At 65.3% G+C, this 11,649-nt stretch carries 11 protein-coding genes; 3 read left to right on the top strand and 8 right to left on the bottom strand.

Features of this window, described 5'->3' with window-relative positions; translation table 11 throughout:
- The 5 genes from KBA48_RS29665 to KBA48_RS29685 form a co-directional block, all read right to left on the bottom strand.
- The coding region (locus tag KBA48_RS29665; RefSeq protein ID WP_292912299.1) for an E3 binding domain-containing protein at window positions 1-664 on the bottom strand (664 nt) is incomplete at its 3' end.
- Window positions 657-1,670, bottom strand: coding sequence for an alpha-ketoacid dehydrogenase subunit beta (locus tag KBA48_RS29670; RefSeq protein ID WP_292912300.1), 1,014 nt, complete (start codon window positions 1,668-1,670; stop codon window positions 657-659). The genes KBA48_RS29670 and KBA48_RS29665, both read right to left, overlap by 8 nt.
- 14 nt (window positions 1,671-1,684) lie before the next feature.
- A complete protein-coding gene (locus KBA48_RS29675) occupies window positions 1,685-2,653 on the bottom strand; it encodes a thiamine pyrophosphate-dependent dehydrogenase E1 component subunit alpha (RefSeq protein ID WP_292912301.1) in 969 nt (322 codons plus the stop codon).
- 183 nt (window positions 2,654-2,836) lie between these two features.
- On the bottom strand, window positions 2,837-4,129 hold the full coding sequence (locus tag KBA48_RS29680; protein ID WP_292912302.1) for an aromatic ring-hydroxylating dioxygenase subunit alpha: 1,293 nt from the start codon (window positions 4,127-4,129) through the stop codon (window positions 2,837-2,839).
- 16 nt (window positions 4,130-4,145) lie between these two features.
- The gene (locus KBA48_RS29685; RefSeq protein ID WP_292912303.1) at window positions 4,146-4,907 is read right to left on the bottom strand and encodes an SDR family oxidoreductase; all 762 of its coding nucleotides are present in this window, start codon (window positions 4,905-4,907) and stop codon (window positions 4,146-4,148) included.
- A 278-nt stretch (window positions 4,908-5,185) separates the two neighbouring features.
- Here KBA48_RS29685 and KBA48_RS29690 point away from each other — a divergent pair, with 278 nt between their 5' ends.
- The 3 genes from KBA48_RS29690 to KBA48_RS29700 all read left to right on the top strand — a co-directional run bounded on the left by KBA48_RS29690 (window position 5,186) and on the right by KBA48_RS29700 (window position 8,866).
- Window positions 5,186-6,349, top strand: a complete 1,164-nt coding sequence (locus KBA48_RS29690; RefSeq protein ID WP_292912304.1) for an acyl-CoA dehydrogenase family protein — start codon at window positions 5,186-5,188, stop codon at window positions 6,347-6,349.
- A 300-nt stretch (window positions 6,350-6,649) separates the two neighbouring features.
- Window positions 6,650-6,961, top strand: coding sequence for a Rieske 2Fe-2S domain-containing protein (locus tag KBA48_RS29695; protein ID WP_292912305.1), 312 nt, complete (start codon window positions 6,650-6,652; stop codon window positions 6,959-6,961).
- Between the two features lie 81 nt (window positions 6,962-7,042).
- The gene (locus KBA48_RS29700; RefSeq protein ID WP_292912306.1) at window positions 7,043-8,866 is read left to right on the top strand and encodes a glycoside hydrolase family 9 protein; all 1,824 of its coding nucleotides are present in this window, start codon (window positions 7,043-7,045) and stop codon (window positions 8,864-8,866) included.
- A 164-nt stretch (window positions 8,867-9,030) separates the two neighbouring features.
- Here the strand turns inward: KBA48_RS29700 and KBA48_RS29705 are convergent, their stop codons facing one another.
- The 3 genes from KBA48_RS29705 to KBA48_RS29715 form a co-directional block, all read right to left on the bottom strand.
- Complete coding sequence (locus KBA48_RS29705) at window positions 9,031-9,900, bottom strand: MipA/OmpV family protein (protein WP_292912307.1); 870 nt, start codon at window positions 9,898-9,900, stop codon at window positions 9,031-9,033.
- A 310-nt stretch (window positions 9,901-10,210) separates the two neighbouring features.
- The gene (locus tag KBA48_RS29710; RefSeq protein WP_292912308.1) at window positions 10,211-10,957 is read right to left on the bottom strand and encodes an enoyl-CoA hydratase-related protein; all 747 of its coding nucleotides are present in this window, start codon (window positions 10,955-10,957) and stop codon (window positions 10,211-10,213) included.
- Between the two features lie 105 nt (window positions 10,958-11,062).
- Window positions 11,063-11,425 carry a TfoX/Sxy family protein gene (locus tag KBA48_RS29715; RefSeq protein ID WP_292912309.1) on the bottom strand — a complete coding sequence of 121 codons (363 nt, stop codon included), beginning with the start codon at window positions 11,423-11,425 and terminating at the stop codon, window positions 11,063-11,065.
- Window positions 11,426-11,649 lie beyond the last annotated feature (224 nt).

Consider the following 11,649-nt stretch of genomic DNA (forward strand, 5'->3'; position numbering starts at 1 on the left):
GTTCCGGGGTGGGTTCCGGCGCCGGCTCTGCCACGGGGGCCGTGGCGACGGTGCCGCGTGATGCGGCCGCCTTCTCCACATCCTCCTGACTGATCCGGCCCTTCTGGCCCGTCCCGGTCAGGGTGGACAGATCAATGCCCAGCTTGTTGGCCAGCCGCCGCGCCAGCGGGCTGGCATGCGCCGCCTCGTTGCGGGTGGCCAGGATGGCGGGGTCGATCGCCGGGGCGGTCACAATTTCGGCCCGCGCCGGTTCCGCCGCGAGAGCGGCGGGCGCGGGGGCAGGGGCGGCCGGTGGGGGCGCCTTTTCCTCGGCCGGGCTGGCGGCGGGAGGCAGGGCGGCCCCTTCCTCCTTCGGCTCGAACGAGACATCAATGGGTTTGTACCCGGCCACGAACGCGTCGATCGCACTTTCCGGCACCGACGCATCGGCCAGCACGGCGATCAGCGCGCCCACGGGCAGCACATCGCCGGGCTGCGCCAATTGCCGGCGCAGCGTGCCACCGACCTCCAGGTCCAGGGTGTTGACGATCTTTTCCGTTTCGATATCGACCAGCTCCGCGCCCTTCTCGGCACTGGCACCCACGGCCAGATGCCAGGCGGAGACGGTGCCTTCCGACATTTCGATGCCCCATTTGGGCAGGGTGATCGGGTGGATTTCAGCCATCTTTCAGCACCTTGCGCACGGCGGCCTCGATCTGGGCGGGGCCGGGGACATAGGCGCGTTCCAGTTCGCGGGCGAACGGCACGGGCGTGTGGGGGGCGGTGACGATCTCGATGGGCGCTTTCAGGTCGCGGAACCCCTTCTGCGCCACGATGGCGGCAATGTCGGACGCGACGGAGCAGCGCGGCGGGCTTTCATCCACCACCACCAGCCGGCCGGTGTTCGACACGCTTTCCAGGATCGTTTCCTCGTCCAGCGGGCTGGTCGTACGCGGGTCGATCAGGTCGCAGGTGATGCCCTCGGCATTCAGCTTTTCCAGCGCCTTTTCCGCAAACGGCACCATGCGGCCCAGCGCCACGATGGTGGCATGCTCGCCCTCGCGCACCAGGGCCGCCTCCCCAAACGGGATCATGTAATCGCCGTCGGGCACCTCGCCCTTGCGGCTGTACAGCGCCTTATGCTCGAAAAACACCACCGGATCATCATCACGGATGGCGGTCAGCAGCAGGCCCTTGGCATCATAGGGATTGGACGGCACCACCACCTTCAACCCCGGCACCGCCGTCATGAAGGGATAGATGGTCTGCGAATGCTGGGCGGCGCAGTTCATGCCGGCCCCGAACGACATGCGGATGACCAGCGGCGTGCGCGCCTTGCCGCCGAACATGTAGCGGAACTTGGCGGCCTGATTGAAAATCTGGTCCATGGCCACGCCGACAAAATCGGCGAACATCAGTTCCGCCACAGGCCGCAGGCCGGCGAGCGCCGCGCCATTGGCGGCGCCGATGATGCAGCTTTCGGAAATGGGCGTGTCGATGACGCGGCCATCGCCAAACTTATGGATCAGGCCCTTGGTCACGCCGAAAATACCGCCGGCCGCGTCGCGCTGACCGGACGTGCCGCCGGCCCCGCCGGACACATCCTCGCCCAGCACGATGACGCGGGGGTCGCGGGCCATTTCAAGATGCAGGGCCTCGTTCAGGGCCTCGCGCAGGGTGATGACGGGCATCGAACCTCTCCCGCTCAATAGCTGATATAAACGTCGGTCAGCACATCCGCCGGCACCGGCGGGGCGGCTGACTTCGCGTCATTGGTGGCGGTATCGATCTCGGCCAGGACCTCCGCATCGATGGCGTCCAGCGTGGCCGCATCGATCAGGCCAGCCTCGGTCACCCGCGCGCGGAAGCCTTTCAGGCAATCGCTCTCGTCGCGGAACTTCTCCACCTCGCCCTTGGCGCGGTAATTCTGGGGGTCGCCCTCGAAATGCCCGAAATAGCGGGTGCAGGTGGCATAGACACAGGCCGGCCCGCCGCCCGTGCGCGACACTTCCAGCGCCTGGCGCATCGCCTCATAGACGGAGAAGAAATCGAACCCGTCGGCGCGGAACACGGGGATGCCGAACCCTTCCACCCGCCGGCCCAGATCCTGCCCGGCCAACGCATAGGACGCCCCGGTATGTTCGGAATAGCCATTATTCTCGAACACAAAAATCTTCGGCACCTTCAGGACGGCGGCCATGTTCAGCGCCTCCAGCACCGTGCCCTGGTTGGACCCGCCATCGCCCGTGAAGCTGACGGCGACATGGCCCTCACCGGCCAGCTTGGCAGCGATGGCGGCGCCCACGGCGATGGGCGGGCCGCCGCCGACAATGGCGTTGGCGCCCAGCATGCCCTTGTCCAGATCGGCAATATGCATGGACCCGCCCTTGCCCTTGCACAGGCCGTCGGCGCGTCCATAAATCTCCTTCATCATGCCGCCGACATCGCACCCCTTGGCGATGCAATGGCCATGGCCGCGATGGGTGGACGCGATCCAGTCCTTGTCCGTCAGATGCTCGCACACCCCCACCGCCACGGCCTCCTGACCGGCATACAGGTGCGTAAAGCCCGCGATCTCCCCGGTGCGGTTCTCGATATGAAGCCGCTCCTCGAACTCGCGGATGGTGCGCATGCGCCGATAGGCCTGAAGCAGGGCGTCACGGTTGAGCTGCATGGGTTGGTTCCTTGATGGGTATTCAATATGAATGTCGCCTCTGCCCCCCCACCGTCATCCCCGCGAAAGCGGGGACCCAGCGAGAGCGGCGATAGCCGCGACATGACTCATATCGGCGCTGACCGCGCCTCAACGCTGGGTCCCCGCTTGCGCGGGGATGACGGTAGCAAGGACGGGAAAGGGTTACGTCTCCTCCCCCCCATACACATAATCATCAATGACCTTGTGAAAGTGCCGGATGCGCAGTTCCTGGTCGCCCAGCCACAGGCCGGGGAAGCCTTCCGACTGCATGCCCAACTGCACGCCGGGCAGGTTATAGGCATCCTGGTCCAGCACCTGGCCCAGCGACTTTTCCCCATGGCGGTAGAAGCGATGTTCGGGCCGTTCCGGCTTTTCCTCCCCCTGCTTCAGCAGGCGGAAATTCTGCAGGTCGTAATACATCTTGTTGGGGTCGGTCGGGTGCGGCCGCTGCCGGAACAGCATCAGGTCATCGGCATGCACGTTCAGCGTGATGTTGGGGAAGATCAGGTAATGGTAATCGTCGGTCAACTGGTCGTCATTCAGGTCCGAATAATCAAACCCTTGTGATGCCCCATTCTCCCGCTTCCATTTCTGCACCGCCAGCCGCACTTCGCGTGTCTTGCCGTCAAAATCGGCCGGGTCCATGCCCGCCTGCTTCATGATCAGTCGGATCAGCGGCGGGATGTCGGACGTTTCCTTCACGCGCGGGCTGGTGGTGGCGAATGGCACCAGATAGCGGCTGTGCCGGTCGTAACAGTCGATCTGAATATCCAGATCGTCCAGGTAATAGAGCAACTGCGGATGGATGCCCTGCACATGGTAGCTCTCGTTGAACGCATCAACGGACGCTTTCCAGTTGCAGTCCCATTCAATGGTCCAGTCCCGCGTCATGGCCATCCGGTCGAAATGATACGGGTCCAGATGCTCCGGGATCACGCCCAGGAACTCAGCTAACGGCTCTGCCTGCTTGTTCAGATTATACCAGACAAAGCTGCCCCAGGTGTCGCACGGCACCTCCGGCAATCCCTGGCACGGCGTGCCCTGGGGGAAGGTCTCCTTGTCCGGGATGCGGACAAAGTCACCATCCAAGCCATATTCCCAATGATGGTAGGCGCATTTGAAGGTCTTCAGCTTGCCGATGCCGGGCGGCACCAGCCGGTTGCCGCGATGCTGACAGACATTATAGAAGGCGCGGATCGACATATCGGCCTGGCGGACGATCAGGATCGCCTCCCGCCCGATTTCCGTACAGACGTAATCGCCCGGCTCCGGGATGTCATCCTCCCGGCAGCCCATCAGCCAGCTTCGTTTCCACATCCGCTCCCATTCCAGTTTCATGAAATCGGGGCTGGTGTAGCGCTCCTTGGCAATGATGGCGTGACCCAGTTGCGGGTCCGGGGCCTTTTCGATGGGGGTGCGGGTGAAATCACCCGGCTTGACCCGTTTGATCGGCATGACGCGCACCCTTGGATCAGAAATGGACGCCCTTTGTATATCCACCATCGACGATCAGGTGGGTGCCGTTGATCCAGCTTGCCGCGGGGCTGGCCAGGAAGGCAACGGCCTTGGCCACTTCCTCGGCCGTGCCCATGCGGCCGAACGGGTGGGCGGCGATGGTGGCGTTGTAGAAATCGGGCTGCGAGGTCTTGATCATGTCCCAGGCGCCGCCCTCCACAAAGATCGGGCCCGGCGACAGGGCGTTGAAGCGGATGCGCCGCTTGCCATGGAACTGGCCCAACTGCTTGGAATAGGTGATCAGGCTGGCCTTCAGCGCATTATACGCCATGGGCGCCGCGAATGTTTCGATGGCGTTGGTGGAGACGATGAAGACCACCGACCCCTCACCGGATTTTTTCAGGAAGGGCACGGCGGTTTCCACCGCGCGCACCGACCCCATCACATCCACCTCAAAATTGCGCTGCCAGTTCTTTTCACTGTCCATGCCGGCCCCGCCGGACACGTTGGGCACCAGAATGTCGATCCCGCCCAACTGCTCGGCAGCCTTGGCGATCCAGGCCTTGTAAGCCTCGCCATCGCGGACATTCACGGCCTCGCCAACCGCATTGACGCCCTTGGCGCGAAGGACGGCCAGCGTCTCCTCCACCTCCTCGGCCGTGCGTGAACAGATGGCGATATCCACGCCCTCGTCGGCCAGCGCCTCCACGATCTTGCGCCCGATTCCCTTGGTCGCACCCGTGACAACGGCCTTCTTGCCCTTCAGACCCAGATCCATTTGGTTTTTCCTCCCTATCATCGCGGGCCTTGTCGCCTCTGTTCCCATGGTCCGACGGAACGGGGGAACGCGCAAGCCTGCGCCTGTGCTGATTTTCATGCTCTGCCGGCTTTATATCAGCATCGGCGTTTTTCTGTATACAAAAAACTGTCTCTGCGTATAGATATGGGAAGAGGCCAGCGCGCAACAGGCGCGGCAGGCCCTGCAAATTCAGCACGCCGACGCTTTTCGATCATAAGAACAAGCCGCCACGGCATGGATGGGGAGGACAGAGGTCCATGGATTTCCGACTGACCGAGGAGCAGCGGGAGCTGCAGCAGGCCGCGCGCCGCTTTGCGCAGGAACAGCTGCGCCCGCTGGCCAAACATCTGGACCAGACGGGGCAGGCCTGCCCCAAGGATTGGGTGCGTAAATATGCGGAACTGGGGTTTCTGGGTATAAATATACCCACCGGGTATGGCGGCATGGGGCTGGGCAATCTGGAGGCCCTGATCGTGCTGGAGGAACTGGCCAAGATCTCTTCCGCTGTCGCCTTCCCTGTGTTTGAAAGCTGCGTCGGCCCCGTCCGCGCCATCGAACATTTCGGCACCCCGGAACTGCGTGACCGGGTCGTGCCCGCCGTCTGTCGCGGTGACATGATCGTGGCCATCGCCATGTCGGAGCCGGAGGCCGGATCGGCCCTGACCGACCTGACCAGCAAGGTCACCGAACGCGACGGTAAACTGTATCTGAACGGCACCAAGCGCTGGTGTTCGGGCGGCGGCCATGCCGACGGCTATGTCGTCTATGTCCGCATGTCGGAAGAGGCGGGCGCCAAGGGCATCGGCGCGGTGTTTGTCGAAAAGGGCATGAAGGGCCTGACTTTCGGCGCCAATGAACAGTTGATGGGCTTTCGCGGCATCCCCAGTTCCGACATCTATTTCGACGATGTCGAAATCCCGCGCGAGAATGTGATCGTCGGTGCCGGCGGCTTCAAAAAGATGATGGAAGCGTTCGATCTGGAACGCTGCGGCAACGCCACCATGTCGCTGGCCCAGGCGTCGGGCGCGCTGGAAGAGGTCACCGACTATGTGCAGGAACGCAAGCAGTTCGGCCGCGCCATCGTGGAATTCCAGGCCGTGCAGATCAAGCTGGCCGAAATGAAGATGAAGGTGGAGGCCGCCCGCCTGCTGATCCACCGCGCGGCCAGCAATGCCCAGGACGGAATGCCGTCGCTGCTGGAAAGCTCCGTCGCGAAATGTTTCGCCAACGAAATAAGCCGTGAGGTGACGGGGGCGGCGGTGCAGTTGATGGGCGGCTATGGCTATTCCCACGAATATGGCATGGAACGCCGCCTGCGCGACAGTTGGGGCTGGGGCATCGCCGGCGGCGCCGTCGATATCCAGAAGATCAATATCGCATCCGCCATGGTGGGCCGCCGGTTCGACCAGCGCCGGTCCTGAGCGCCGCTTGTTGTTGCGCTCTCACCCGATCACCGTTGCTCCCTCACCTCGCGGCCACTCCCTCACCCTCCCATTGGCTGACGCCAACGGGCCCCTCCCTCTCCCACTCTCGTGGGCGAGGGGCGGAAAAAGGGCGGTGCGCCAAGTTCTGCCCCTCGCCCGCCTGGGCGGGAGAGGGAGGGGCCCAAGCCTGCCAAGGCTTGGGAGGGTGAGGGAGCAAGGGTAAACAAGTGAGGGCACGACAGAGTCGAAGAAACCACAGGGTAACGGCCAAATCCCCCCATCCCGGAGACACCATCCATGGAACATGATGTCTGCGCCCTTGCCGACCTGGGTGACGGCGCCAAGCTGCGGGTCGAGGCCGGCGGAGAGGATATCCTGCTCTGTCGCAGCGGGGCCGATATACGCGCCGTGCGGAACATGTGTACGCATGCTGCCAGCACGCTGGAGGACGGGCGGTTGCGCAACGGCATCCTGTCCTGTCCCCTGCATGGCGCGCGTTTCGACCTGAGTGATGGCGGCCGCTGCCTGGGCGGGGCGGGGTATCGCCCGTTGACCCTGTACCCGGTGCGGGTGGCCGATGGACGGGTGTGGGTGACGGTGGCAGGATAGCTTCAGCGGGCGGGATTCGCTGTTATCAGTAATATAATATGATATATGTATCCGGACCTTTCCAGTGTCCGGACCCGCCCCATGCGTCTTGTGTTGATCCTTGCCGGCCTGCTCGCGACCGCCACCCCGGCCGGCGGGCAGGAGGCGGCGCCCAATCCGATCCGCCTGAACCAGTCCGGCCTGCTGGCCGATGCGCCCAAGCTGGCGATGCTGCCCGATGCCGCGACCAGCCCCCTGGCCTGGACCCTGCGCAATGCGGGCGGGCAGGTGGTGACCAGCGGGCAGACCATCGTGACGGGCAACGACGCCTCATCGGGCCAGCATCTGCACCGCATCGATTTTTCCGCCGTGACGGCCACGGGCCAGGGGTTCACCCTGGCGGTGGGCGATGCGATCAGCCGGCCCTTCGCCATCGGCGCCGGCCCTTACAAGGCGCTGAAGCGCGATGCGCTGGCCTATTTCTACCATAACCGGGCCGGCATCCCGATCGAGGCGCGGTTCGTGGGCGCCACCTGGGCGCGGCCGGCGGGCCACGCGACGGAGGTGGCGCCCTGTTACGGCGGCAAGGATGAAGGCGGCAATGACTGGGTCGCCTGCGGCCACAGCCTGGATGTCACCGGCGGCTGGTACGATGCCGGCGACCACGGCAAATATGTCGTCAATGGCGGCATCTCGCTCTGGACGCTGCTGAACCTTTACGAACGCCAGGCGGTGAAGGGCAGGGCGCCCGCCTTTCCCGACGGATCGGCCACCATTCCGGAGGCGGGCAACGGCGTGAACGACCTGCTGGACGAGGCGCGCTGGCAGATGGAATTCATGCTGTCCATGCAGGTGCCGGACGGGGCGCGCATGCCGCTGCCGCTGGGGCCGCAGGACGGGTCCCGCCGGCTGAACTTCACGCCCGATATCGATGTGTCGGGCATGGCGCACCACAAGGTGGCGGATGAACGCTGGACCGGCCTGCCGCTGCCCCCGCACCTGGACAAGGAACGCCGCTTCCTTTATCCGCCCAGCACGGCCGCCACCCTGAACCTGGCCGCCACGGCGGCACAGGCGGCCCGCATCTGGAAGGATATCGACCCGGCCTTTGCCGAACGCTGTCTGGTGGCGGCGGTGCGGGCCTGGAAGGCGGCGGTGCGTGTGCCCGACGCCCTGGCCATCGCCAATTTCAACGGCAGCGGCGGCTATGGCGACAAGGATGTGACGGATGAGTTCTTCTGGGCCAATGCCGAACTGCTGATCACCACGCGCAATGCCGTGTTCAAGGCGGCGGTGACGGGCTCATCCCTGTTCGGGCGTGACAGCATCGCCGAACCCTCCTGGGCACAGACGGCCCCCCTGGGTGCCCTGTCGCTGGCGCTGCATCCCGGCCTGCTGGACGAGGCGGACAGCGGCCGCGTGCGGGCCGCCATCCTGAAAACCGCCGCCGCCTATGTGAAGGAGGCGGGCGACAGCGGCTATGCCCAGCCCCAGCCGCCCAAGGCCTATGGCTGGGGGTCCAATTCCGGGCTGATGAACCGGGCGATCATCCTGGCCTATGCCCATGACCTGACGGGAGAGGCGCGGTATCGCGACGGTGTGGCCGACGTGGCCGACTATCTGCTGGGCCGCAACCCGCTGGACATATCCTATGTCAGCGGATACGGGGCGCGGGCCATGAAGAACCCCCATCACCGGTTCTGGGCCAACAGCCTGGACCCCGCCCTGCCGCCCCCGCCGCCGGGCGTGGTGTCGGGCGGGCCCAACCTGACCAGCCTGGGGGAAGAGGGGCGCAAACGTATCGGTCCCTGCGCGCCCCAGACCTGCTGGAAGGATGATATCGACCTGTTCACGGTGAACGAGGTCACCATCAACTGGAACGCACCGCTGGTCTGGCTGGCGGCCTGGCTGGACGAGGGGCGGTAATACCAATCCACCGAAGTGACCTTCTGTGGATTGCAGGCCGGCGACGGCCGGCCCGGCACCGCGTGGTGCCGAAAGCCAAGCCGCCGGATGGCGGCGCCCGGCGTCTGAGGAACACGCAATCTTCCTGGACCGGTCACGATCAAGGAAGATTGGTATGTTTCGCCTCAGCGGACCACCGGCACGCGGGCGTCCGACTGCCAGAAGGACCAGCGCACGCCCATGCCGACGCTGTAATTGGTCTTGTCGCGGAACAGGGGACTGTCCTCGTTCGCCGATCCGCCGTAATAGCCGACCTGCGCCGCGCCGAAGACCAGCAGCCGGTCATTGACCGGATAGGCCAGGCCCAGGGTGGATTTGGTGCCGATATAGCCGTTATCGGCCTTATAGGCGGGGCGGCTGGCCGTGGCATAGGCGGCCTCCACGCCATAGAAATAATCATTCACCCCGTCAAAGCCGAAGACCGGCCCGATGGCGGCATAGCCGCGCAGCTTCGTCCCGCCAAGCGAGCGGTCGAACCAGCTCAGTTCCGGATTGACGCTGATGCCTTCATAATCGAACCCGACAAAGCGGGTGGCGATCACGGCCCGCACCTCCACGCCCAGGTCGATCTGCACATCATCGTGCTTGGGCATGAAATGCCAGGTGGCCTTCGGGCCGGCTTCGATCAGCAGGTCCAGGTCGGGCATGCCCTGGCGGGCCTTGTTGTCCTTGCTGTCCACGTCGAACGACCCGTCCAGGCCGATATCCAGCTCGAACCGGCCGCCGGCCATTTCCTGGCGCGCGCGGATGAAGCCATTGTCGCCAATACGCAGATTATCGCCGCGATAGATCAGGAAGGGCACGGGCAGCGCCTTGAACTGTCCCTCCGATGCGGCCGGGTAATGGGCCACGTAACCGCCGGCGGCCAGGATGCTGGCTTCCCACAGGGGGGCGGTTTCGTCCGTCGTCTCCGTCCCGAACAGGGCCGACTGTGCGGCGGCAGGGCCGGACAGGGTGAACAGCGCGGCGGCAAGGGCGGCAAGGCGGCGGATCATAGGGGGACGGCACCGATCATGTTGCAGGGCGGCATAGCTCTCATACGAAGGTCAATATTTATTGATCTTCGTATCCGCGCCGACGGGCGCGGCGGCGGCCCATGCCGCCGAAGCCAGTAAATCCTGACACGTCAGGATTTACTGGCACGCGTATAACGCATCGCCGCCCCCGCCGCCACATCCACCAAGGGGCTACCGCGTTTCCGGTTTGTCCGGAAACGCGACGGCAGCGACCGCCGCCGTGCCGCGCGTGCAGCGTGAGTCAAGCCCACGGATGAGGGCGCCCGGCACCTGAGGGAACAAGGAACCCTTACTTCTTCCCCTTCGTCATGAAGGCCTGGAAGGCGGCCATGGCCTCCGGCGACCGCAGGCAGGCGCCGAAGATCGCGGCTTCCTTCTTCATGGTGGCCAGCACCTCGGCCTGACCGGGGCGCATCAGGGCCTTGGTCTGGCGCATGGCGCCCACGGGCTTGGCGGCCAGGGCCCGGGCCTTGGCCAGCGCGGTGGCCGCCAGATCGGCGGCCGGGACGATGCCCGACAGGATGCCCGTGGCCAGCGCCTCCTCGGCCCCCAGCGGCTCGCCCAGCATCAGCATGCGGGCGGCCTGGGCATGGCCCATGGTGCGCGGCATCAGGATGGAACTGGCCGCCTCGGGTACCAGGCCCAGATCGACGAAGGGCACATGCAGGCGCGCGTCCGGGGCCGCATAGACCAGATCGCAATGCAGCAGCATGGTGGTGCCCACGCCCACGGCCATGCCCTCCACCGCCGCGACGACGGGCAGCGGCGTGGTCGCGATGGCCGCCAGGAACCGGAACACCGGCGCATCCTCGCTTGAAGGCGGGTTGGCCAGGAAATCACCGATATCATTGCCGCCGGTGAAGAAGCCGCCCGCACCCGTGAACAGGATGGCACGGATGCCGGCGTCCGGCGCACTGGTCAGCGCCGCGGCCATGGCCGCATACATGTCCGCCGTCAGGGCATTGCGCTTGTCCGCACGGTTCAGGGTGATCGTGCGCACGCCATCGGTATCACTCACCAGCACATGATCGGTCATCTCGGGGGCTCTCCCTTCGCCTGGATTATGGTTGGCGGACAGCACGCCCGAAGCCGCCGCCGCCGTCAAGACGAAAAAGCGCACGACCGTGCGGAAAGCGGGCGGCTACTTCTTCTTTCTGGCGGGGCGCGGCGCCCGCAACGCCACCTCGAACGCGGCGCGCACCCAGGGCAGCAGGCTGTCGGCATCCTCCAGCGCCTCGGCCGGGGGCATATGGTAATTCATGCGCCGTTCCGGCTGCTCCGGATAGGGCGCGAAGGCCGGCAGGCCCAGGTCTTCATAGGCCGGGCGGTTCTGCGCATCGGTTTTCAGGTACAGTTCCTCGCCCGCGATGATGGCGAAGGTCAGCCCGTCCAGCGACAGGCCCCAGCCCCCAAACATGGACCGCGCCGCCACCGGCCCCAGCGGTTCCATCAACTCCAGCACATGGGCGACGAAGGGGGGCGGGCGTCTTCTACCGAGGGTCATGGATAATGACCCTCGAAGGCCAGCGACCGCTGGCCCGCAGGCACATGCCTGCGTGAGCCAAGCTGCCGGAGGCAGCGCCCGGCGCCTGAGGGAACAGCTAAATACCGAGGGTCATGGAAATGACCCTCAAAGGCCAGCGACCGCTGGCCCGCAGGCACAGGCCTGCGTGAGCCAAGCTGCCGGAGGCAGCGCCCGGCGCCTGAGGGAACAGCTAAATGCCAGGA

The sequence above is a fragment of the Niveispirillum sp. genome, from assembly GCF_017996735.1.
Taxonomy (GTDB): domain Bacteria; phylum Pseudomonadota; class Alphaproteobacteria; order Azospirillales; family Azospirillaceae; genus Niveispirillum.

What these genes read in the sequence shown, in the direction of transcription:
- KBA48_RS29670 (WP_292912300.1), bottom strand. Translation starts at nt 1,670, where the DNA reads ATGCCCGTCATCACCCTGCGCGAGGCCCTGAACGAGGCCCTGCATCTT.
- KBA48_RS29675 (WP_292912301.1), bottom strand. Translation starts at nt 2,653, where the DNA reads ATGCAGCTCAACCGTGACGCCCTGCTTCAGGCCTATCGGCGCATGCGC.
- KBA48_RS29680 (WP_292912302.1), bottom strand. Translation starts at nt 4,129, where the DNA reads ATGCCGATCAAACGGGTCAAGCCGGGTGATTTCACCCGCACCCCCATC.
- KBA48_RS29685 (WP_292912303.1), bottom strand. Translation starts at nt 4,907, where the DNA reads ATGGATCTGGGTCTGAAGGGCAAGAAGGCCGTTGTCACGGGTGCGACC.
- KBA48_RS29690 (WP_292912304.1), top strand. Translation starts at nt 5,186, where the DNA reads ATGGATTTCCGACTGACCGAGGAGCAGCGGGAGCTGCAGCAGGCCGCG.
- KBA48_RS29695 (WP_292912305.1), top strand. Translation starts at nt 6,650, where the DNA reads ATGGAACATGATGTCTGCGCCCTTGCCGACCTGGGTGACGGCGCCAAG.
- KBA48_RS29700 (WP_292912306.1), top strand. Translation starts at nt 7,043, where the DNA reads ATGCGTCTTGTGTTGATCCTTGCCGGCCTGCTCGCGACCGCCACCCCG.
- KBA48_RS29705 (WP_292912307.1), bottom strand. Translation starts at nt 9,900, where the DNA reads ATGATCCGCCGCCTTGCCGCCCTTGCCGCCGCGCTGTTCACCCTGTCC.
- KBA48_RS29710 (WP_292912308.1), bottom strand. Translation starts at nt 10,957, where the DNA reads ATGACCGATCATGTGCTGGTGAGTGATACCGATGGCGTGCGCACGATC.
- KBA48_RS29715 (WP_292912309.1), bottom strand. Translation starts at nt 11,425, where the DNA reads ATGACCCTCGGTAGAAGACGCCCGCCCCCCTTCGTCGCCCATGTGCTG.